Raw genomic sequence first — 21,727 nt, forward strand, 5'->3', positions numbered from 1 at the left:
TTGCCTACTGGATCATGCGTTGCTTGGGAAGGCTGCCGTTCTGCTTGATCTCGTCGACGAATTCGGAGACCGAGCTGGCGCCGACTTCGGCGGCGTGGTGCGCGACGACCTGCTGCACGCTGGCGGTGAGGGCGTCGCCGGCGTCGTGTTCGTCGCGCAGCAGCAGCACCAGACGTTCGGCGAGCTTGGCCGGCGTGGGGCTTTCGTTGAGCGCCATGACGGGCAGGCGGATGCCGAAGCGGTTTTCCAGCGCGACCACCAGTTCCACGCCCATGAGCGAGTCCAGGCCCATGTCGTAGACCGAGCGGGTGGCTTCGATCTTGTCGGGCGCGACACGCAGGATTTCGCCGATCTCGGCCTTGAGCATGTCGGTGAAGCGCTCATGCAGGGCCTCGTCGTCCAGGGTGGCGATGAGGTGGGCGATGTCGTCGGCGCCGCTGTCTTCTTCGCCGGCGTCGCCGGCCTGGCGGGCGATGTCGGAGAACTTGGGCAGGCCGGAGGTGGGCAGGAAGCGGGCCAGCGCGCGCCAGTCCAGTTCCAGCACGCCGAGGCCGGAGGCGTCGGCGGCCAGCATGGCTTCGAGCGCGTCCAGCGCGGTCTGGGAGGCCAGGGCGCCGCCGCCCATGCGGCTTTGCAGGGCGTCCTTGATTTTTTCGTTGCGGGCCAGGAAGCCCACGTCGTCGATGGCGCCCCAGCGCACGCAGGTGGCCGGCAGGCCTTCGGCGCGGCGCTGGGCGGCGAGGCGTTCGAGCCAGGCGTTGGCGGCGACGTAGTTGCTTTGCCCCGGGTTGCCGAAGAGGGTGGTGGCCGAGGAATAGCAGATGAAGAGGTCCAGCGGCAGCGCGCGGGTCAGTTCGTGCAGGTGCTGCGCGCCCAGGACCTTGGCGGCCAGGGTGCGCTGGATCTGTTCGGCGTTGGCGCTGCGGGCCAGGCCGTCGTCGATGACCACGGCGGCGTGGACCACGCCCTTGAGCGGCGGCAGCGTGGCGGCGGCGTCCTGCAGCAGGCCGGCCAGGGCGTCGCGGTCGGTGACGTCGCAGGCGGCGGCGTGGACGCGCACGCCCTGTGCTTCAAAGGCGGCGATGGCGGCTTTCGCGGCGTCGTTGGCGGGTCCGCTGCGGCTGATCAGGATCAGGTTGCGCGCGCCGCGCTCGGCCAGCCATTGCGCGGTGCGCAGGCCGAAGCCGCCCAGGCCGCCGGTGACCAGGTAGCTGGCGTCGGCCGGCAGCGCCAGGCCGTGATCGGCCTGGGCCGCCGGATGGTGCACGCCGCTGATGCCGTTGCGGTAGGTGACCACAATCTTGCCGATCTGGCGCGCCTGCTGCATGTAGCGGAAGGCGTCGACGATGTCGTTGTCGTCGAAGACGGTGTAGGGCAGCGGATGCAGCGCGCCCTGGCGGAACAGCGCCATCATCTCCGCGAACAGGCGCTGGGTGAGGTCGGGGCGCTCGTTCATCAGCTGGTCGGCGTCGATGCCGAAGTAGCTGATGTTGTTGCGGAACGGGCGCAGGCCGATGCGGGTGTTCTCGTAGAAGTCGCGCTTGCCCAGTTCGAGGAAGCGGCCGAAGGGCTTGAGCACCCGCAGGTTGCGGTTGACGGCTTCGCCGGCCAGGGAGTTGAGCACCACGTCCACGCCGCGTCCGTCGGTGTCGGCGAGGATCTCGTCGGCGTAGGACAGCGAGCGCGAGTCGTAGATGTGGCGCACGCCCAGCAGGCGCAACAGGTCGCGTTTTTCGTCGGAGCCGGCGGTGGCGTAGATCTCGGCGCCCAGCCATTGGGCGAACTGGATGGCGGCGATGCCGACGCCGCCGGCCGCGCCGTGGATCAGGATCTTCTCGCCTTCTTCGAGGCGCGCCAGGTGGTGCAGCGCGTAGTAGACAGTGAAGAAGGTGCTGGGAATGGTGGCCGCGGCTTCGAACGAGAAGCCTTCGGGGATGTGCGAGATGGCGCTGGGGCGGGTCAGCACGCGGTCGCCGAAGCTGGCCGGGCCGAAGCCCACGACCGCGTCGCCGACCTGGTAGCCGGCCGCGTCCGGGCCGACGCGGGTGACTGTGCCGGCGAACTCCAGGCCCAGGGTGGGGCCGGCGAAACCGTTCTCGATGGCTTCGTCGGACAGCAGGCCCAGGGCGTACATGACGTCGCGGAAGTTCAGGCCGGTGGCTTCGATGCGCACTTCGAGCTGGTCGCCGGCGGGCGCCGGGGCGGGGCAGGCTTCCCAGCGCAGGTTGCGCAGCTGGCCGGGGAATTCGAAGCCCAGGCGCACGGCGTGCGCCCCGGTGGCCTGGCTGGCCGGCGCCGGACGCGCGGCGAGGCGCAGGCGCGGCGCATAGCGTTCGCCGTCGGGGCCCAGCAGGATTTCGTCTTCGTCGTCCATGGCTGACAATTCGCGCGCCAGGGCGTCAGCCACGCCGCCGGCATGGGCCAGCGGCAGGTCCACCATGCGGATGCGGAAGTTCGACGCTTCGTTGGCCAGGGTGCGGCCATAGCCCCACAGGGCGGCGTCGTTGAGCGCGTGCATGGCGGCGGGGGCCGGCGCATGGCGCAGGTATTGCGCGGCGTCGGCGGTGACCAGCCACACGGTGGCCGGCGTCTGGGTGCGTTCGCAGGCCTGGATGACGGCGGCGGCAAGCGCGCAGCGGCGGGTCTGCTTGGCCAGCAGCTCGTCGGGCGTTTCGTGGGCGTCGGTCCAGGCCAGGCCGTCGAGGTGCACGATGTGTTCGACCGGACCGTCGGCGTCGCCGGCCAGCAGGGCGTCCAGCGCCTCGGGCGCGACGCCGGTCTCCAGGCGCACCTGGTGGCCGGCCGCGGCCAGGCTGGCCTGCAGCGCGGGCACCAGGCCGGCGCCGTGTTCCGGGTTGCGGTCGGCCAGGATCAGCCAGCGCGCCGGCGTGGCGGGCTGCGCCGCGGTGTCGGCCGACTGCGCGGCCTCGAGGCTGGCGGTCAGCAGATAGGCGCCGGTGGCCGGCGATTGGCTGAATTCCAGCGGGCTATCGCATTGCAGGCCCAGGGATTGCAGGGTTTCCTGCCAGAAGGCGGCAGGCTGCTGGGTGGAGAGCTGTTCGCCGTTCTCGCCGGCCTGCCACCATTGCTGGCGCGCGCCGAAGACGAAGTCGGCCCAGGCTGCCGGATGGGCGCCGCAGAACAGCAGCACGCCGCCCGCGCGCAGGCTGGCGCGGGCGTGCTTGAGCGCGGCCAGGGCCGCGTCCAGGGTGTCGAATTCGCAGTGGAAGATGACGAGGTCGCAGCGCGCGGCCGGGGCGTCGCCGTCTTCGCCGATGCGTTCGGTGCGGGCGTTGGGATGGCGTTCCGCCTGCTGGTGGCCGACGTGGTCCAGCATGTCGGCGTCGGGCGAGGCGTAGCAGTAGTCGGCGACGTTGAAGTCCAGCGCGTCGCAGCAGTTGAAGTTGAAGAGCGGCGCGGCCTGGCCGACTTCCATGACGCTCAGGCGCTGGCCGGGCAGGCGGGCCGCCTGGGCCTGTTGCAGCACCGCGCGCAGGGCCGTGCCCAGGCGCTGGCCGCTGGCCGCGCCGAGCAGGCTGCGGTTGATGACGGCCGGCGTGGTGGCGCGCGGGCAGATCTGGTCGACGTCGGCCTCTCCGCGCAGCAGCGCGGGCAGGTGCAGGCCGATGCGGCCCACGGCGTGGACGATCTGCGCGTAGTCGGGGTATTCGCGCAGCAGCGTGTTCCAGATGTCGGTGGCGCCGCCTTCGCCGTTGTCGTCGGCGGGCAGCGCGATGCCGGCCGCCTGCGCTTCGACGTAGCCGGCGGCCGTCAGGCGGGCGGCGATATGCCGCAGCAGCGGCGCGGCCTGCGGGGCGTGGCGGCCCAGTTCGGTGATCAGGGCCTGCGGCAGCAGGCGGCCGTCCGGCGCGATGGCGCGCAAGGCGTCCAGCGCGAAGCTGTCGCACAGGCTTTCCAGCAGCGGATCGACTTCGTCGGCATAGCGCGCGTGCGCGCCGCCTTCGGTGCAGGCGGCGACGGCTTCGGCCAGCGCGGCGCGCAGGGTCTGGAGTTCGACCGGGTTGGGGCCGAACGGCGCGCGCGGACGCGGCGTGGCGACGCTGTCCAGGAAGCTGAGGTGGTCGGCCGCGGCCTTGCGCAGGCGGATGCTGCGAAAGCGCGCCTGTTCGACGGCGGCGATCTGCTCGCCGGCGGCGTTGTACAGCTCGAAGCTGGCGGTCAGCGAATGCGGGGCGCGGCGCTCCAGGCGCACGCGCGCGGCGGCCGGCTGGCCGGCGTTGGCGCGCAGGCTCAGGCGTCCGATCTTGGCGGGCACGTAGGCGATGCCCAGGCCCATGGCCGGGTCGTCGCGCAGCAGCTGGATGATGAGCTGGAACGCGCAGTCCAGCAGCGCCGGGTGCAGGTGGGCGGTTTCGAGTTCGGCGGCCAGGCAGGGCTGGGGTTCGAGCACGGCCAGCACGCTGGCGTCGGACTCCAGCCAGCCGTGCTTGACGGCGCGGAAGGCCGGGCCGTAGTCCAGGCCCACGGCGCGGGTCAGCGCGTTGTGGCTGTCGCCGGTGAAGTCGGGCGCGCGTTCCGGCAGGACCAGGGCGGGCCGGGTCAGCCGGGTCAGGCGCGGCTCGCGCAGCAGGCGGCCGCTGGCGTGCCGGGTCCAGGGTTCGGTGCTGCCGGTTTCCTTGGACGTGATGCGGAAACGGCCGTCGCCGTCATCGAGCAGCAGGCGCAGCAGCTTGCCGGGCGCGGCACTGAGCAGCAGCGGCGCGTGGATTTCCAGCTCTTCCAGTTCGGCGCAGTCGGTGGCGCCGCCTTGCCAGCGCAGCGCGGCGGCCAGCGCGATTTCGGCGAAGCCGGTGCCGGGAAACACGACCGCGTCGCCGACGACGTGGTCGGCCAGCGTGGGATGGGATTGCGTGTCGAGCCGGTTCTCCCAGGTGTGCTCGTGCTGCTGCATGGGATAGCCCAGCAGCGGGTGCGCCAGCCGGCGCGTGAGCAGGCCCTGGGACTCGGGGGTGGCCGGGTGCCAGTGGCGTTCGCGCTGCCAGGGATAGGTCGGCAGTTCGACCGGCGCGCCGGCCCACGGGAACAGCGACTGCAGGTCGAGCTGGCCGCCGCTGACGATGGCCTGGCCGGCGGCGTTCCAGATTTTCTCGGGATCGTCGCCGCCGCGCGTGGCGGTGCTGAGCACGCGGCCTTGCAGGTCGCCGGCCTTGAGGGCGTCGTTCAGGTACGAGCGCAGCACCGGGTGCGGGCCGACTTCGACGTAGACGTTATTGCCTTCGGCCACCAGCTGCTGCGCGGCCTGTTCGAAGCGCACGGCTTCGCGCACGTTGCGCCACCAGTAGCCGGCGTCCAGCCCGGCGCCGTCCAGCGGCGCGCCGGTGACGGTGGAATAAAAGGGCACGTCGGCCGCGCGCGGCGCGATGCCGGCCAGCGATTCGCGGATGCCGGCCTCGATGGCGTCCATGGCCGGGCTGTGGAAGGCGTAGTCCAGGTCGAGGCGGCGATGGAACAGGGATTGTTCGGCCAGCGCCGCTTCCAGCACCGCCAGCGCTTCGGGCGCGCCGGCCAGGGTGGCGCCGCGGCCGCTGTTGAAGCCGGCCACGCACACGCTTGCGCCCAGGCCATGTTCGGCGATCAGGGCCAGCGCTTCTTCGCCGCTGACGCCCACGGCCGTCATGCGGCCTTGGCCCTTGGTCTGACCCTGCAGGCGGCTGCGCTGGAAGATGACGCGCACCGCGTCGGGCAGCGACAGCGCGCCGCAGGCCCAGGCGGCGGCGACTTCGCCCACGCTGTGGCCGATCACGGCCGACGGCACCACGCCGTGCTGGGCCAGCATGCGGGTGATGCCGACCTGCAGCGCAAAGAGCGCGGGCTGGGCGATTTCGGTGCGTTCGTAGCGGTCGTCGCCGTTCTCGCCGGCCAGTTCCTTGTGCAGCGAGAAGTCGGCGTACTGGGCGAACAGCGCATCCACTTCGTCGATGGCGGCGGCGAACACCGGATCGGCCAGCAGCCGGCGGCCCATGTTGGCCCATTGCGAGCCGTTGCCGGAATAGACCAGCACCGGGCCGCGCGCGGCGGGCAGCGCGCTGCCGGCGACCAGGCCGGGCTTGGCGTCGCCGCTGTCGGCGTATTGCTGCAGCAGGTCGGCCACCGCGTTGCACTGGGTGCCGAACACCACGGCGCGCTCGCCGTGCCAGTCGCGGCGCATGGCGGCGTGGTAGGCGGCGTTGTACAGGAACTTGGCGGGCTGGTCGCGCAGCGTCTGCGCCATCCGGCCGGCCGCGGCCCGCAGCGCGGGCAGGGTCTTGCCCGAGACCACGACGGGGATCGGGGCGGTCTTGGCCATCTTGCCTTCGGCGGCCGGGCTGCGCGGCGGGGCGCTTTCCAGGATGACGTGCGCGTTGGCGCCGCCGAAGCCGAAGGAGTTCACGCCCACCACCAGCTTGCCGGCGGGTCGCAGCTTGCGGTTCTGCGTGACGACGTCGAGGTTCCAGTCCTGGAACTCGATCTTGGGATTGAGGGTCTTGATGCCGATGGTGGCGGGCACCTCGCGGTGGCGCAGCACGTACAGGGCCTTGACCAGGCCGGCCACGCCGGAAGCGGCTTCCAGGTGGCCCAGGTTGCTCTTGACCGAACCGATGGGCAGCGGCGCGTCCTTGCCACGCTGCTGGGCCAGGGCCAGGCCGATGGCGCGGGTTTCGATCGGATCGCCGACCGCGGTGCCGGTGCCGTGCGCTTCCAGATAGTCGATCTCGGCGGGCGAGATGCCGGCCTGTTCGTAGACCTGGCGCATCAGCGCGGCCTGGGCCTGCACGCTGGGCACGGTGAGGCCGGACTTGCGGCCGTCGGTGTTGACGGCGCTGCCGGCCACCACGGCCAGGATGGCGTCGCCGTCGGCGACCGCCTGGTCGTAGTCCTTCAGCACGAAAATGCCGCCGCCTTCGGAACGGACGTAGCCGTCGCCGGAGGCGTCGAAGACGTTGCAGCGCCCGCGCGGCGACAGCATGGACGCCTTGGAGAAGGTGATGAAGCCGTAGGGGTGCAGGTGCAGGCTGACGCCGCCGGCCAGCGCCTGGGTGCATTCGCCCGACAGGATGGCGCGGCATGCCTGGTGGAAGGCGACCAGCGAGGACGAGCAGGCCGTGTCCATGGCGATGCTGGGGCCGCGCAGGTCGAAGAAGTAGGAGAGGCGGTTGGCGGCGATGCTGGCGGTGTTGCCGGTCGCCATCGAGGCGTCGACGGCGTTCAGGTCTTCGGCCAGCCGGTAGGCGTAGTCGGAGCTGGCGATGCCGATATACACGCCGCAGTCCGAACCGCGCAGGGTGGAGGGCGCGATGCCGGCGTCTTCCAGGGCTTCCCAGCTCATTTCCAGCAGCAGGCGCTGCTGCGGGTCCATCAGCGCGGCTTCGCGCGGCGAGATGCCGAAGAACCCTGCGTCGAACCCGGAGACGTCGCCGATGGAGCCGGCGGCAAAGGTGTAGGCGGTGCCGGGATGGTCCTTGGCGGGATGCAGGTAGGCGTCGGCGGACCAGCGGTCCTGTTCGACCTGGGTGACCAGGTCGCGGCCTTCCAGCAGGGCCGGCCAGTAGCTGTCATGGGTGGTGCTGGGAAACCGGAACGAAAGTCCAACGACGGCAACGCGCTTACGCATGCAGAGTCCTTCTGGCCCCGCCACGCGGCGGGGGATGGTAAATGAGGGCGGTCGAACCGCAATGGCGGTCGGGGCCGGCCGAGGCTGCGGCGCCGGGACGGCCGGCGGCTGCGACGATCGGGAGTGCGGGAAGCCCGCGCCGGAAAATCAGGCGCGGGATAGACGGCCTGGGATGGCCGGAAGCTCCCGTCCAGGCGCTGCGAATAGCGTTATGGCGACGCCGGCGCCGCGGTTGCGCCGAAGCCGGGGCGCGAGAGTATTGCTCTGCATTCTCATTTTTTATTTTGTCGATCTGGCGACGAGATATGGCCTGCCGAACCTGCTCGATAACCGGCGAGCATGGCTTGGGCGCGGGCGAATCGCCGTGACATTTAGATGAATATGAGCCGATTTTACTGTATGTATAAGATTCAGCTAAATCCGGGAAGGAATGGCGGCGGACGGGGTTAACCCGTAGCGCCGCGCGCGCGTAAGCTGTCATTTCCCTGTCCCCGATGTTCCCGGCCGCTAGGATAACAACCATATGTAACCAAATTGGAGCAAGATTAATCAAAACGCTTCAACTGGGCGTAAGGGTTGTTGCGCAAGCGGCGTGTGCTGAAAGGTTTGCGGAAATCATCCGGCGATTACAAGAATTTCCGGTGCATTTCTGTTGCAAACAGTAGTCTGGATGCGTGATTTTACGCAACCAGGATGACCGCGCAGGACGGCTGCGGGCGTCTAGGACGCGTCGTAGAGCGGAATGGGCGGGATGCGCTTGGCGGGGGTGGGTATGCGCCAGGACGCCCGGCGGCGCAGGGCGCCGAGCAGTTTCAGGCCTTGCGGCCAGTCGCCCAGGCCGCTGTCGGCGTTGATGTGGCCGGCGCCGGAGAGGATGACGATGCGGCTGCCCCAGTCGCCGGCAAAGGCGCGGGCGCGGTCCAGGCTGCAATAGGGATCGTCGTCGCTGGCGACCACCACGCTCTGGTAGGGCAAGGGCTGGCGCGGCACGGGCGCGAAGCTGCGCAGGCACTCGGGCGCGTCGGCGCGTTCCACGTCGGCCGGCGCCACCAGCAGGGCGCCGGCGACCTTGGCGCGCAGCGGCACCGGCAGCGCGGCGCTGACCAGGCAGCCCAGGCTGTGAGCGACCAGCAGCACGGGGCTGCGGGCCCGATCCACTTCCGCGGCCAGCGTGGCGATCCATTGCGCGGCGACCGGGTTCTGCCAGTCGCGCTGTTCAAGCCGGACCGCAAGCGGCAGGGACGCTGCCCAGCGCGATTGCCAATGGTCGGGTCCGGAGTTTTTCCAGCCCGGGACGATGATCGGTTGGAGTCTCATGGCGGCCATCATGCCGCGCCGCTTTAGTAACTCAAACGAATAAATCGTCTTTTGCATATACGGCGACGGGCATAAGGCTGCGAGCGCGGCGGCCGCCGCGGTTTACGCGCGGCCCTCGTCGAAAAGCGGGTCGCGCGCCCTGCAAACAGGGGTATTTTTCAGTGTATGCTTGCCGTGCTAATGCACCGTAACCGGGCGTGAACACGGAAACAACCGGCGTGCGCACGGGTGCGGAACTAACGATTACAAATCATTAGAGGAGTCCAACATGAAGCCAGTATTCCGTCTGACCCCGGTCATCGCCGCGCTGGGCGTCGCCGCGGGCATGGCGTTCGGCGCGGCCGCGCAGGCGCAAACCATCAAGATCGGCGTCGTCGGCCCCACCACCGGCGCGGTCACCCAGTATGGCGATATGGTCCGTGAGGGCGTCGATACGGCAATCGAGCGCATCAACGCCGCCGGCGGCGTGAACGGCAAGAAGCTGGAAACCGTGGTGATCGACGACGGTTGCGAGCCCAAGCAGGGCCCGGTCGCCGCCAACCGCGTGGTCAACAGCAAGATCGGCTTCGTCGTGGGCCACGTGTGCTCGGGCGCCACCATCGCCGCCGCCGACGTCTACAACAACGAGGGCGTGGTCATGGTGACCCCCTCGGCCACGTCGCCGGCCCTGACCGACGGCAAGAACTACGAGTTCATCTTCCGCACCATCGGGCGCGACGACCAGCAAGGTCCTGCGGCCGCCAAGTTCATCCTGGACAAGATCAAGCCCAAGAAGGTCGCGGTGCTGCACGACAAGCAGTCGTACGGCCAGGGCATCGCCACCGCGGTCAAGAACGACCTGGAAAAGGGCGGCGTCACCGTGGCGTTCTTCGAAGGCATCAACGCCGGCGACAGCGACTACTCGGCCGTCATCACCAAGCTCAAGAGCCAGGGCGTGGACTTCGTCTACTACGGCGGCTACCACCCTGAAATGGGCCTGCTGCTGCGCCAGGCGGCCGAGCAGGGTGTGAAGGCCAAGTGGATGGGTCCGGAAGGCACGGGCAACCCGGACATCAACGCCATCGCCGGCGACGCGGTCGAAGGGATGCTGGTGACGCTGCCGGCCGACTTCACCCAGAACGCCGCCAACGCCGACATCGTCAAGGCCTTCCAGGCCAAGAAGCGCAACGCCGCGGGCGCCTTCCAGATGACGGCCTACACGGCCACCCAGGTCATCGCCGACGGCATCAAGGGCGCGGGCACGGACGATCCCACCAAGGTCGCCAAGTACCTGCACGCCAACTCCTTCGATACCCCGATCGGCAAGGTGTCGTGGAACAAGCAGGGCGACCTGACGAACTTCGAGTTCGACGTGTTCGTCTGGCACAAGGACGGCTCCAAGACCGTCTACAAGTAATCCCGGGCGGCCTGCCGCCCAGTGATGCCGACCGGGCCGTGAGCTAGACTTGCGGCCCGGTTTTTATTTCGCCATCGATTTCATCCTGCACACCCATGACCAAGGCTTTGCTCGTCGAAGACGATCCGAAACTCTCGCGCCTGATCGCCCAGTTCCTGGAGCAGCACGGCTTCAACGTCGCGCAGGCCTTTCGCGGCGACCAGGCGGTGGAGGCGTTTCGCCGCCACGATCCCGCCATCACCATCCTGGACCTGATGCTGCCGGGCCGCGACGGGTTGCAGGTCTGCCGCGACCTGCGCGCGTTTTCCTCGGCGCCGATCCTGATGCTGACGGCCCGCGAGGATGACCTGGACCAGATCCTGGGCCTGGAGTCGGGCGCCGACGACTACGTGATCAAGCCGGTCGAGCCGCGCGTGCTGCTGGCGCGGGTGCGGGCGCTGCTGCGGCGCCACGGCCAGGCCGACGAACCGCCCGAGCGCCTGGAGTTCGGCCCGCTGGCCATCGACCGGCGCAACCGCGCGGTGGTCCATGCCGGCGTGGAAGTCGATCTCACCACGATGGAGTTCGAGATGCTGTGGGCGCTGGCCAGCCAGGCCGGCCAGGTGCTCACGCGCGACGACTTGCTCAACGCCGTGCGCGGCATCGAGTTCAACGGGCTGGACCGCAGCGTGGACGTGTGCGTGAGCAAGCTGCGCCGCAAGCTCGACGACGATCCGCGCGATCCGGCGCGCATCAAGACGGTCTGGGGCAAGGGCTATCTGTTCTCGCCCAGGGCGCAAGAGGGCGACGATGCTTAGGTTCATCCTGCGGCTGTTCGTGGTGCTGGCCGTGGGGTTCGTGATTTCGAGCCAGGTGGTGGACCGCTCGGCCTCCTACCTTTTCGAGCCGCTGAGCGAAGGCTATACGCGCCAGGCCGTGCGCGGCCAGATGTACAGCCTGGTGCGCGAGCTGGGCCAGGTGCCCGCCGCCGAACGCGAGGCCTATGTGCGCGACCGGTTGGCGCCGCACTACGGCCTGGGGCTGAGGGTGGCGCCGGCCGCCAGCTTCGAGGCGAGCGAGGCCGAACGCAAACTCATCGCCGCGGGCAGCTTTTTCATCCGCGACGAGATGCAGACCTTCGTGGCGGCGCTGCCGGGGCCGGGCGATCAATGGCTGGAAATGAAGCTGCCGGCCGAGCCGCCGGTCGGGTCCTGGGTGCTGGTGGCGGTGTATTCGGCGCTGACGCTGCTGCTGGGCGCTTTCATGCTGGTGTGGGCGCTGCCCACCTGGCGCGACCTGGAGGCGCTGAAGACGGCGGCGCAGCGCATGGGGCAAGGCGACCTGCAGGCGCGCGCCCGGCTGTCGCGGCATTCCACCATACGGGGCCTGGGCGACACCTTCAACCAGATGTCCGAGCGGATCAGCGCGCTGGTCAGCAACCAGCGGGAACTGACCAACGCCGTCTCGCACGAACTGCGCACGCCGATCGCGCGGCTGTCGTTCGAGCTGGACATGATGGACCGCGAGGACGATCCCGAGGCGCGCCGGCGCCTGGTCGAGGAAATGAAGAGCGACGTGGCCGAGCTGGACAGCATGGCCTCGGAACTGTTGATGTACGCCCGGCTGGAGCACAAGGGCGATGGCGTCGCGCTGCAGCCGCAGGACGCGCGCGGCTGGCTCGAATCGGTGGTGCAGCACGCGGGTTTCGAGGCCGGCGTGGCGGGCGTGCGCTGCGAGGTGGCGCAGTGCCAGGTGCCCGAGGTGCATCTGCACCAGCGCTACATGACGCGCGCGCTCCTGAATCTGCTGCAGAACGCCATCCGGCACGCGGGCGGCCGGGTCCAGGTCAGCCTGCTGGGCGGTTCGGCGCGCGAGTACGTGCTGATGGTGGACGACGACGGCCCCGGCATCGCGCCGGCGGATCGCGAGCGCATTTTCGAACCCTTCATCCGACTGGATGAAAGCCGCGATCGCGAAACCGGCGGCGTCGGCCTGGGGCTGGCGATCGTGAGCCGGGTGGCGCGCTGGCACAACGGCTCGGTGCGCGCCGAAGACAGCCCGCTGGGCGGGGCGCGCTTCGTCATCGCGTGGAAGGCGCTTTCCGCGCCGGGCCGCAGTACGTAAAGCAACTTCACAAAGTCCCGCGACGATCTTCACAAACTCCATACAAAGCGGGAAAGATCGCGCGCAGGCGCATGGCTAGCATGACGGCACTTTCGTTCAGAGGAGCCGCCGTCCGCCATGTTTTGCCTGAGCCGCCTGCTTGCCGTCGCATCCCTGCTGGCCGTGATCGGCGGCTGCCAGGGCGTGCCGCCCGCCGCGCCCGCCGCCGTCGCGCCGGGCGACTACGCGGCGGTGATCGGCTACCTGGCCCAGCGCATCGCCTACGACATGGACGCGCAGAACGTGCCCGGCCTGTCCATCGCGCTGGTCGACGACCAGCGCGTGGTCTGGAGCACCGGCTTCGGTTATGCCGACGTGGCGCGGCACCGCAAGGCCAGCGGCGACACGCTGTACCGGGTCGGGGCCATCAGCAAGGTCGTCACCGCCGCCGGCGTACTGCGCGCCGCCGATGACGGCGCGCTGGGGCTGGACCGGCCGGCCTCGCAGGCGCTGCCGGACTGGGAGCTGCAGCCGCGCCGCAACGCCATGCAGTGGCTGGGCGCGCATCCCTTCACCGCGCGCGGCCTGATGGCGGTCCGTCCGGACGCGCCGGAAGACACCATGGGCCGGGCCCGCGCCGACATGGCCTACGCGCTGCTGGGCGACATGCTGGCGCAGGCGGCCGGCGAACCCTTCGACGCCTATATGCGCCGCGCCATCCTGCGGCCGGCGAACATGCCGCGCGCCGGCTTCGAGCCGGGGCCGCGCATGCTGCAGCTGCGCGCGGCGGGCTATCGGCGCGGCCACCCGTGGGCCGAGACGCCGCAGGCCAATCCGCCGGCCGACGGACTGTGGCTCAGCACGACCGAGATGGCGCGTTTCTCCAGCATGTTGTTCGCCGGCGGCGCCCATGAGGGCAGGCGCGTGCTGAGCGCCGGCTCGGCGCACGCGGTGCTGGACCTGGAGACGGTGGCCAGCGGCATGGACCTGGAATGCCGGCTGGCGCTGTCGTGGCTGGCCGCGCCTTGCGCGGACATGATGGACGAAGCGCCGCTGCGCATGCATCGCGGCGCGACCGAGGCCTTTCATTCCCGCTGGGTGCTGGCGCCGCGGGAGAAGCTGGCGGTCCTGGTCATGGGCAATTCCGACACCAGCGAGCCGCTGGTGGCTTCGATCTCCGCGGTGGCGATGGCGCTGATGCGCCAGGCCAGGCAGCGCGGCGACGCCGACTGAATCCTTTCCTCAACCCGTTTTCAGGAACCCTCCCATGAAGCGTATTCTTCGCTCGTCCGTGTCCGTGCGCCGCGTCGGCGCGGCCTGCCTGCTCTCGCTGGGCCCGGGCCTGTGCCTGGCCGCCGACGAGGTCGCCGTCAATTCGGTCTACGGCCAGCGCGGGGCCACTTCACGCGGCCTGACCGTGCCCGACGCGCAAGGGCCGGCCGGCGAATGGCTGTTCTACGGGACGCTGGGCGTGGGCTACGCGCCGCGCTACAGCGGCAGCGACGAAGGCTCGGCGGTGCCCATCGTCGGGCTGGGGGTGCGCGGGCCGCACGGCTTCTTCCTGGGCACCGATCACGGGCTGGGCTGGGAGACCGAGGCGCTGGACAGCACCTTCCGCTTCTACCTGGCGCCCAGCGCGTCGCGCAAGGACCGCAAGCATGGCTTCGAGGGGTCGGACAAGCTGCGCGGCATGGGCGAGATCAAAAGCCGCGCGCAGATCGGCATGGACGCCGAGACCACGCTGGGCCCGGTGACCCTGTCGGCGACGCTGGCGCACGCCTTCAAGAAGAGCGGCGACAGCGACGTGGGCAGCGCCTACACCATGCTGACCCTGGGCGCCGGCGCCACGGTCTACGAAGGCGCGGCCGGCCTGGTGTCGGTGGCGCTGTCGGGCACCTTCGGCGACGGCAACTACATGCGCACCTGGTATGGCGTCAGCGCGCGCCAGTCGGCCAATTCCGGCTATCGCCGCTACAGTCCCAGGGGCGGCCTGGAGAGCGTGGGCCTGGGCGCGACATGGACGCTGCCGCTGGACGAGTCATGGTCGTGGACGGTGGGGGCGGAGGCGCGGCGCCTGTTCGGCGACGCCGCCGACAGTCCCATCGTGCGCGAGCGCAACCAATACACCATCGGCACGATGGTGACCTACACGTATTGAGCAGGAGTAATGCCGGCCCCGCGCGGGGCCGGGGATGCATGTGCAGGCTTACAGGCCTTGCACGCGGCGGCCGGTATCGGGTTCGAACCAGTGCAGCGGGTGGCGGCCGTCCGAGCCCACGTTGACGCGGTTGCCGACCTTGGCCGACGATTCCGAAAGCTGGCGCGTGGTGCAGCGGACTACCAGCGTGGCCTTGCCGCAGCGGCAGTGCACCAGTTGCTCGGAGCCCAGCGTTTCCACCATTTCCACTTCGGCCGGCACGCCCTGCGTGTTCAGCAGCATGTGCTCGGGGCGCATGCCCAGGATCACCTTGCGGCCGCGCACCGGGGCGGGCACGTCCAGCGGCGAGATCTCCAGCGGGGTGCCGTCCACCGTCTCCATCGTGCCGTCGCCGGCCACGTTCACTTCCATCAGGTTCATCGGGGGCGAGCCGATGAAGCCGGCCACGAAGGTGGAGGCGGGCTTTTCGAACACTTCCATCGGCGTGCCGATCTGCTCGGGCACGCCCTGGTACATGACGATCATGCGATGGGCCAGGGTCATGGCCTCGACCTGGTCGTGCGTCACGTACAGGCTGGTCGTGCCCAGGCGGCGGTGCAGCTTCATGATTTCCAGGCGCATCGCCACGCGCAGCTTGGCGTCCAGGTTCGACAGCGGTTCGTCGAACAGGAACACCTTGGGCTCGCGCACGATGGCGCGGCCCATGGCCACGCGCTGGCGCTGGCCGCCGGACAGCGCGCGCGGGCGGCGGTCCAGCAGGTGCGACAGCTCCAGGATCTGGGCGGCCGCGTCCACGCGCTTCTTGATCTCTTCCTTGGAGAACTTGCGGATCTTCAAGCCATAGGCCATGTTCTCGAACACGGTCATGTGCGGGTAGAGCGCGTAGTTCTGGAACACCATCGCGATGTCGCGTTCGGCCGGCTCCAGGTTGTTGACGACCTTGTCCTCGATGAGGATCTCGCCGCTGGTGACCGTCTCCAGGCCGGCGACCATGCGCATCAGGGTGGACTTGCCGCAGCCCGACGGGCCGACGATGACGATGAATTCACCGTCCTTGACGTCCATGTCGATGCCATGGATGACCGGCACATTGCCGGCATAGGTTTTCTTGACGTTGCGAAAGCTGAGAGTAGCCATGTGTTATTCGTATACGGAGTCGTGTTGGGGCGGCGAGGGCGGGAGAGCGGGAGTCACTTTTCAGTGTCGACCAGACCCTTGACGAACCATTTCTGCATCAGGATGACGACCAGCGCCGGCGGGATCATCGCCAGCATGGCGGTGGCCATGGTGATGTTCCATTCGGTCACGCTGTCGCCGCCGCTGATCATGCGCTTGATGCCGATGACGACGGGGTACATGTCTTCCTGCGTGGTCACCAGCAGCGGCCACAGGTACTGGTTCCAGCCGTAGATGAACTGGATCACGAAGAGGGCGGCGATGCTGGTCTTGGACAGCGGCAGCAGCACGTCGCGGAAAAAGCGGATGGGCCCGGCGCCGTCGATGCGCGCGGCCTCGATCAGCTCGTCCGGCACGGTCAGGAAGAACTGCCGGAACAGGAACGTGGCCGTGGCCGAGGCGATCAGCGGCAGCGTCAGGCCGGCGTAGCTGTTGAGCAGGCCCAGGTCGGCCACCACCTTGTACGTGGGCGCGATGCGCACTTCGACCGGCAGCATCAGCGTGACGAAGATCATCCAGAAAAAGAACATGCGGCCAGGGAAGCGGAAGTACACCACCGCGAAGGCCGACAGCAGCGAGATGGCGATCTTGCCGATGGAAATCGCCAGCGCCATGATCAGGCTGACGTACATCATGCGGCCCACGGGCGCGCCCGAGGAGCCGCCCGACGAGCCGCCGAACAGGGCCTGCATGTAGTTGTCGACGAAATGCTTGCCGGGAATGAGCGACATCGGCGCGGAAGCCACTTCCTGCGCGGTCTGGGTGGACGCGACGAAAGTGACGTAGAGCGGAAATGCCACCATCGCCACGCCGCAGAGCAGAATGACGTGGGCCAGAATATCCAGCCAGGGACGGCGTTCAACCATTGTTATCAGCCTCGAAAATCAATACTGCACTTTGCGGTCGACGTAGCGGAACTGCACGACCGTCAAGGCAATCACAATGAACATCAGCACCACCGACTGGGCCGCGGACGAGCCGAGATCCAGGCCGCGGAAGCCGTCGCTGTACACCTTGTAGACCAGGATCGAGGTCGACGTGCCGGGACCGCCCTGCGTGGTCGTGTCGACGACGGCGAAGGTGTCGAAGAAGGCGTAGATGATGTTGACCACCAGCAGGAAGAAGGTGGTGGGCGACAGCAGCGGGAACACGATGCTCCAGAAGCGGCGCGCCGGGCTGGCGCCGTCGATCGCGGCGGCTTCGATGAGCGAGCGCGGAATCGACTGCAGGCCGGCCAGGAAGAACAGGAAGTTGTACGACACTTGCTTCCATACCGCGGCGATCAGCACCAGCAGCATGGCCTGGTTGCCGTCCAGGCGCGGGTTCCAGTCGACGCCGGCGTGGCGCAGCGCCACGGCCAGGATGCCGACGGAAGGCGAAAACAGGAACAGCCACAGCACGCCGACCACGGCGGGCGCCACGGCGTAGGGCCAGATCAGCAGCGTCTTGTAGAGACCGGCGCCGCGGATGACGCGGTCGGCCATGACGGCCAGCAGCAGCGACACGCCCAGGCCCACCACCGCCACGAGGATGGAGAACACCGCGGTGACGCGGAAGGAATCGAGGTACGCCTGTTGCGAGAACAGGTCGATGAAATTATCCAGCCCGACGAATTCGGAGGACAGGCCGAAGGCGTCTTCGAGCCGCATGGACTGCCACATGGCTTGACCGGCGGGCAGGAAGAAGAAGACCACCGTAATGGCAATCTGCGGCAAGAGCAGCAGATAGGGCAGGGTCTTGTGCCCGAATACAACGCGTTTTTCCATAGGGGGAACCCAAGGTACACAAAAACGGCGGTTGGATTAACCGCCGCCTGAAACCGCCTTCATAAATGCGACAGGCCTAAAGCCCCAGAAAAGCAGGGCCTTAAGCCTTGTACTGCGTGGTGCTGAATGGCCCAAGTCCTTGTCACGGCATGGAAAATACCGATTGACAGAACCGGGCCGGCAATTCAGAGGGGCGTTACTTTACACTCTTCTCGAACTTTTCCAGCAGCTCGTTGCCGCGCTTGACGATGTTCTCCGCGCCGTCCTTGGCCGAGACCTTGCCCGACACGATGCGTTCGATTTCGGCGTCTTCGATCTCGCGGATCTGCGGCAGGAAGCCCAGGCGCAGGCCGCGCGACTGCGCGGTGGTCTCGACGTTGAGCTGCTTGACGCCGACTTCGGTGCCCGGGTTCTTGTCGTAGAAGCCTTCCTTCTTGGTCAGCTCGTAGGCGGCCTTGGTGACGGGCACGTAGCCGGTCTGCTGGTGCCAGCGGGCGGCGATTTCCGGGCTGGCCAGGAACTTGAAGAACGCGGTCACGCCCTTGTAGGTTTCCGGCTTCTTGTTGGCGAAGACCCACAGCGAGGCGCCGCCGATGATGGTGTTCTGCGGCGCGCCCTGCACGTCGGCGTAGTAGGGCAGGGTCGAGGTGCCGAATTCGAACTTGGCGTTCTTCGCGATGTTGGCGCGCAGGCCCGACGAGCCGGTGATCATGGCGCACTTGCCGCTGATGAAGAGCGAGTTCGGCTCGTCGCCGCGCCCGCCGTACATGAAGATGCCGTCCTTGGCGAGCTTGGCCAGGTTGTCCAGGTGGCGCACGTGCAGCGGGGTGTTGACCGCCAGGCGCGCGTCCAGGCCGCCGAAGCCGTTGTCCTTGGTGGCGTACGGCACGTTGTGCCAGGCCGAGAACGTCTCCAGCTGGACCCACGACGGCCACGAGGTGGTGTAGCCGCATTCCTGGCCGGCGGCCTTCAGCTTCTGGCCGGCGGCGGCCAGTTCTTCCCAGGTCTTGGGCGGATTGTCGGCGTCCAGGCCGGCCTTCTTGAAGGCGTCCTTGTTGTAGTAGAACACCACGGTCGAGCTGTTGAAGGGCATCGACACCAGCTTGCCGTCGGCCGACGAATAGTAGCCGGCCACGGCGCCGATGAATTCCTTCGGATCGATCGGGTTGCCGGCTTCCTCGGACATCTGCTGCACCGGCTTGATGGCGCCCTTGGCGTACATCATGGTGGCGGTGCCGACTTCGAACACCTGGAGGATGTCGGGCGCATTGCCGGCGCGGAACGCGGCGATGCCGGCGTTCATGGATTCACCGTAGTTGCCCTTGTAAACTGCCTTGACCTGGTAATCGGGGTTTTTCTTGTTGAACTCTTCGACAAGGCCGTTCACCCGGTCGCCCAGGGCGCCTTCCATCGAGTGCCAGAACTGGATCTCGGTGGCTGCCTGCGCCGAGGCGCCGGCAAAAGCCGTCATGATGGCGGCAAAAGTTAAGGCAATACGGTGGGATCGCATAGAGAGGTTCCTCCAGGTTGGGCGTGTTGCGACCGGGGTGTCCGGGCACGAAAAACACGACACCTTATGAATTGTTTGTGACAAAACCGTGACTTTCACATCACTCTAAACGCCTGTCAAATTGCGCGTTTTAGGCGCGAACGAACATTTTTCCTTTTTTCCCCTACGGGAACTACCGATTACAATCGCCGGCTATGAAAAACGAACTTTCGATTGCGTTCATTGGTGGCGGCAATATGGCGGCCGCCCTGGCATCTGGCCTGGCGGGCAAAGTATGCGCCGCCGACCGCATCCATGTCATTGACATAAACCAGGAGGCCCATGCCGCCTGGCAGGCCCGCGGCATGACCACCGCGACGGCCCCCGACGAGGCCCTCGCGCGCGCCCGCGTATGGGTTTTCGCTGTCAAGCCACAGAACATGAAAGACGTTGTGGCTTCCACGCGTCAGTGGTTGCGCGAAGACACTTTGGTGGTAAGCGTCGCGGCCGGCATCCGCGCCGACACGCTGGCCGGCTGGCTGGGCACGCCCGAGGCGCCGTTCAAGCGCCTGGTGCGCTGCATGCCCAACACGCCGGCCCTGGTGGGCGCGGGCATGACCGGGCTGGCCGCGCTCGACGGCGTCGGCCAGGCCGATCGCGAACTGGCGGCCGAACTGCTGTCCAGCGTGGGCGAGGTGGTCTGGGTCAAGGACGACGCCGCGCTCGATGGCGTGACGGCGCTGTCCGGCAGCGGCCCGGCCTATGTCTTCCTGTTCCTGGAGGCGCTGGTCGCCGGCGGCCAGAAGGTCGGGCTGACGGCCGAGCAGGCCAAGCAGCTGGCTCTGGGCACGCTGGCCGGCGCCACGCGCCTGGCCGCCGAATCGTCCGAGCCGTTGTCCACGCTGCGCGAACGCGTCACTTCCAAGGGCGGCACCACCGCCGCCGCGCTCGACGCCTTCGGCGCCGCGGGCTTCGCCGGCATCGTGGAAGACGCCATGGCCGCGGCCGCGCGGCGCTCGCGCGAGCTGGCGCAGGAGTTCGGCAAATGAGCACGGTGGCGCGACGCTTCCCGGCCATGAGCCGCACGCAGTTCGGCATCGCCGTGCTGTGCATGCTGCTGGTGGTGGTGGGCTCGAACATCCTGGTCCAGGTGCCGCTCAACGACTGGCTGACCTGGGGCGGGCTGTCCTACCCGGTGGCGTTCCTGGTCACCGACCTGCTGAACCGCCGCTTCGGTCCCGCAGCCGCGCGCCGCGTGGCCTGGTGCGGCTTCGCCGCTGCGCTGATCGTATCGGTATGGGTGGCGTCGCCGCGCATCGCGCTGGCCTCGGGCCTGGCCTATATCTGCGCGCAGTTGGCCGACATCCAGGTCTTCGACCGCATGCGCGACCAGCGCTGGTGGCGCGCGCCCCTGGTCTCCGGCACGCTGGGCGCCATGCTCGACACCGCCGTGTTCTTCAGCGTCGCCTTCGCCGCCACCGGCGCGCCCTGGGTCACCTGGATGCTGGGCGACCTGGCGGTCAAGCTGGCGGTCAATGTCAGCATGCTGGCGCCGTTCCGCGCCCTGATGTGGAACCTGGCCAAACCGGCCAACGCCTGAAAGCCCACACCGGGGAACCGCAAGCCGCCCGCGAGGATGGGCACATGGCGAACGGCGGCACGCTCGCGCCACACCGCCGCAATCCTCAATTCGCCTGCGCTCCCGATTGCCGGATCAGGTTGGACCATTTATCCAGTTCGTCCTGGCCGAATTTGTCGATGCCGCTCATGGCCACGTCGCTTTTCTCCAGGCCCTGGGCTTCGAGCTTGGCGACGATGTCCGGGCTGGACAGCGCCGCGGCGGCGGAGTCGCGCAGGGTCTGCAGGACGGGAGCGGGCGTGGCGGCGGGGGCGTACAGCATGAACCAGGCCTGCAGGTCGAATTCGCCGCCCAGCTGTTCGGCGATGGTGGGCACGTCCGGCGCGGAGGCGCTGCGGCGCATGACGGAGGTGCCGAGCGCGCGCATCTTGCCGGACTTGATGTGCGGCAGCACGGCCAGCGGGTGGTAGAACATGAACTGGGTCTGGCCGGACATGACGTCGGTCAGCGCCTGGCTGCCTTCTTTGTAGGGGATGTGCACCATGGTGCCGCCCAGGCGCGACTTGAGCAGTTCGCCGGCCAGGTGGCCGGAGGTGCCGGTGCCGGCGGAGGCGAAGCTGATGCCGCCGGGTTTGGCGGCGGCGGCCGCCAGGTCCTGGAGGCTGCGCACCGGCGAGCCGGCGCCGACCACCAGCAGGGTCGGGGTGTAGCCGACCAGCGCGACCGGCTTGAAGTCGCGCAAGGGGTCGTAGCCGAGCTTGGGATAGAGGGCTTTGTTGATGGCGTGCGTGCCGACCGTGCCCATGACCAGGGTGTAGCCGTCGGCCGGGGCGCGGGCGACGAGTTCGGTGCCAATGGAGCCGCCGGCGCCGGCGCGGTTTTCGATGATGACGGGTTGTCCCAGCGATTTGGACATGGCGTCGGCCAGCATGCGGGACACGGTGTCGGTGGTGGTGCCGGGGCCGAACGGGACGATCATTTTTATCGGGCGTTCGGGGAAGGCGGCGGCGCGCGCCGGCTGTGGGACGAGACCCAGCGCGCAGGCGCCCAGGGCCAGCGCCGCAAGGGCGCGGCGCATGGGGTTGGGGCGGACGGGCCGCGGGCGGGCGGTGGTCGGTTGCATGGTGTTTGTCTCCTGTGTGTTTTTAGCGC

General features: G+C 68.5%; 14 protein-coding genes. 7 read left to right on the forward strand and 7 right to left on the reverse strand.

The window, feature by feature from the left end:
* Positions 1 to 4: 4 nt before the first annotated feature.
* Positions 5 to 7,612 carry an SDR family NAD(P)-dependent oxidoreductase gene (locus AC1IQ6_RS13410; protein WP_485866499.1) on the reverse strand — a complete coding sequence of 2,536 codons (7,608 nt, stop codon included), beginning with the start codon at positions 7,610 to 7,612 and terminating at the stop codon, positions 5 to 7.
* Between the two features lie 720 nt (positions 7,613 to 8,332).
* Positions 8,333 to 8,929 (reverse strand): RBBP9/YdeN family alpha/beta hydrolase, encoded by a 597-nt coding sequence (locus tag AC1IQ6_RS13415; RefSeq protein WP_111825540.1) that lies wholly within the window; start codon positions 8,927 to 8,929, stop codon positions 8,333 to 8,335.
* 268 nt (positions 8,930 to 9,197) lie between these two features.
* Between AC1IQ6_RS13415 and AC1IQ6_RS13420 the strand changes: the two genes are divergently transcribed.
* The 5 genes from AC1IQ6_RS13420 to AC1IQ6_RS13440 all read left to right on the forward strand — a co-directional run bounded on the left by AC1IQ6_RS13420 (position 9,198) and on the right by AC1IQ6_RS13440 (position 14,565).
* Positions 9,198 to 10,325, forward strand: a complete 1,128-nt coding sequence (locus AC1IQ6_RS13420; protein ID WP_111825079.1) for a branched-chain amino acid ABC transporter substrate-binding protein — start codon at positions 9,198 to 9,200, stop codon at positions 10,323 to 10,325.
* Positions 10,326 to 10,420: 95 nt separating this feature from the next.
* The gene (locus AC1IQ6_RS13425; protein WP_102771280.1) at positions 10,421 to 11,122 is read left to right on the forward strand and encodes a response regulator; all 702 of its coding nucleotides are present in this window, start codon (positions 10,421 to 10,423) and stop codon (positions 11,120 to 11,122) included.
* Positions 11,115 to 12,428, forward strand: coding sequence for an ATP-binding protein (locus AC1IQ6_RS13430; RefSeq protein ID WP_485866500.1), 1,314 nt, complete (start codon positions 11,115 to 11,117; stop codon positions 12,426 to 12,428). Before AC1IQ6_RS13425 ends, AC1IQ6_RS13430 begins: the two co-directional genes overlap by 8 nt.
* Before the next feature lie 117 nt (positions 12,429 to 12,545).
* Positions 12,546 to 13,640, forward strand: coding sequence for a serine hydrolase domain-containing protein (locus AC1IQ6_RS13435; RefSeq protein WP_485866501.1), 1,095 nt, complete (start codon positions 12,546 to 12,548; stop codon positions 13,638 to 13,640).
* A gap of 34 nt (positions 13,641 to 13,674) precedes the next feature.
* Entirely contained in the window at positions 13,675 to 14,565 is an 891-nt protein-coding gene (locus AC1IQ6_RS13440; RefSeq protein WP_485866502.1) for a MipA/OmpV family protein, read from the forward strand.
* 48 nt (positions 14,566 to 14,613) lie between these two features.
* Here AC1IQ6_RS13440 and AC1IQ6_RS13445 read toward each other — a convergent pair whose 3' ends face one another.
* The 4 genes from AC1IQ6_RS13445 to ugpB form a co-directional block, all read right to left on the reverse strand.
* Positions 14,614 to 15,702, reverse strand: coding sequence for a sn-glycerol-3-phosphate import ATP-binding protein UgpC (locus tag AC1IQ6_RS13445; protein WP_102771276.1), 1,089 nt, complete (start codon positions 15,700 to 15,702; stop codon positions 14,614 to 14,616).
* 53 nt (positions 15,703 to 15,755) lie between these two features.
* Entirely contained in the window at positions 15,756 to 16,607 is an 852-nt protein-coding gene (ugpE, locus tag AC1IQ6_RS13450) for a sn-glycerol-3-phosphate ABC transporter permease UgpE (protein WP_102771275.1), read from the reverse strand.
* A gap of 18 nt (positions 16,608 to 16,625) precedes the next feature.
* Positions 16,626 to 17,507: a sn-glycerol-3-phosphate ABC transporter permease UgpA gene (gene ugpA, locus AC1IQ6_RS13455; RefSeq protein ID WP_102771274.1), complete on the reverse strand. Its 882-nt coding sequence runs from the start codon at positions 17,505 to 17,507 to the stop codon at positions 16,626 to 16,628.
* A 196-nt stretch (positions 17,508 to 17,703) separates the two neighbouring features.
* Entirely contained in the window at positions 17,704 to 19,017 is a 1,314-nt protein-coding gene (ugpB, locus tag AC1IQ6_RS13460; RefSeq protein WP_102771273.1) for a sn-glycerol-3-phosphate ABC transporter substrate-binding protein UgpB, read from the reverse strand.
* Positions 19,018 to 19,211: 194 nt separating this feature from the next.
* On the opposite strand from ugpB, the gene proC reads away from it, so the two are divergent.
* Together proC and AC1IQ6_RS13470 are read left to right on the forward strand one after the other, a co-directional pair.
* The gene (gene proC / locus AC1IQ6_RS13465) at positions 19,212 to 20,045 is read left to right on the forward strand and encodes a pyrroline-5-carboxylate reductase (protein ID WP_479731744.1); all 834 of its coding nucleotides are present in this window, start codon (positions 19,212 to 19,214) and stop codon (positions 20,043 to 20,045) included.
* Positions 20,042 to 20,596 carry a queuosine precursor transporter gene (locus AC1IQ6_RS13470; RefSeq protein ID WP_485866503.1) on the forward strand — a complete coding sequence of 185 codons (555 nt, stop codon included), beginning with the start codon at positions 20,042 to 20,044 and terminating at the stop codon, positions 20,594 to 20,596. The genes proC and AC1IQ6_RS13470 overlap by 4 nt, the downstream gene beginning before the upstream one ends.
* 85 nt (positions 20,597 to 20,681) lie before the next feature.
* Here the strand turns inward: AC1IQ6_RS13470 and AC1IQ6_RS13475 are convergent, their stop codons facing one another.
* Positions 20,682 to 21,698: a Bug family tripartite tricarboxylate transporter substrate binding protein gene (locus AC1IQ6_RS13475; protein ID WP_479731745.1), complete on the reverse strand. Its 1,017-nt coding sequence runs from the start codon at positions 21,696 to 21,698 to the stop codon at positions 20,682 to 20,684.
* Positions 21,699 to 21,727 lie beyond the last annotated feature (29 nt).

It is taken from the genome of Achromobacter sp. MUI-25009338 (assembly GCF_057359325.1).

Excerpts from the sequence above, each read along its gene's own strand:
- AC1IQ6_RS13410 (WP_485866499.1), bottom strand. The coding sequence starts at position 7,612 with ATGCGTAAGCGCGTTGCCGTCGTTGGACTTTCGTTCCGGTTTCCCAGC.
- AC1IQ6_RS13415 (WP_111825540.1), bottom strand. The coding sequence starts at position 8,929 with ATGAGACTCCAACCGATCATCGTCCCGGGCTGGAAAAACTCCGGACCC.
- AC1IQ6_RS13420 (WP_111825079.1), top strand. The coding sequence starts at position 9,198 with ATGAAGCCAGTATTCCGTCTGACCCCGGTCATCGCCGCGCTGGGCGTC.
- AC1IQ6_RS13425 (WP_102771280.1), top strand. The coding sequence starts at position 10,421 with ATGACCAAGGCTTTGCTCGTCGAAGACGATCCGAAACTCTCGCGCCTG.
- AC1IQ6_RS13430 (WP_485866500.1), top strand. The coding sequence starts at position 11,115 with ATGCTTAGGTTCATCCTGCGGCTGTTCGTGGTGCTGGCCGTGGGGTTC.
- AC1IQ6_RS13435 (WP_485866501.1), top strand. The coding sequence starts at position 12,546 with ATGTTTTGCCTGAGCCGCCTGCTTGCCGTCGCATCCCTGCTGGCCGTG.
- AC1IQ6_RS13440 (WP_485866502.1), top strand. The coding sequence starts at position 13,675 with ATGAAGCGTATTCTTCGCTCGTCCGTGTCCGTGCGCCGCGTCGGCGCG.
- AC1IQ6_RS13445 (WP_102771276.1), bottom strand. The coding sequence starts at position 15,702 with ATGGCTACTCTCAGCTTTCGCAACGTCAAGAAAACCTATGCCGGCAAT.
- ugpE (WP_102771275.1), bottom strand. The coding sequence starts at position 16,607 with ATGGTTGAACGCCGTCCCTGGCTGGATATTCTGGCCCACGTCATTCTG.
- ugpA (WP_102771274.1), bottom strand. The coding sequence starts at position 17,507 with ATGGAAAAACGCGTTGTATTCGGGCACAAGACCCTGCCCTATCTGCTG.
- ugpB (WP_102771273.1), bottom strand. The coding sequence starts at position 19,017 with ATGCGATCCCACCGTATTGCCTTAACTTTTGCCGCCATCATGACGGCT.
- proC (WP_479731744.1), top strand. The coding sequence starts at position 19,212 with ATGAAAAACGAACTTTCGATTGCGTTCATTGGTGGCGGCAATATGGCG.
- AC1IQ6_RS13470 (WP_485866503.1), top strand. The coding sequence starts at position 20,042 with ATGAGCACGGTGGCGCGACGCTTCCCGGCCATGAGCCGCACGCAGTTC.
- AC1IQ6_RS13475 (WP_479731745.1), bottom strand. The coding sequence starts at position 21,698 with ATGCAACCGACCACCGCCCGCCCGCGGCCCGTCCGCCCCAACCCCATG.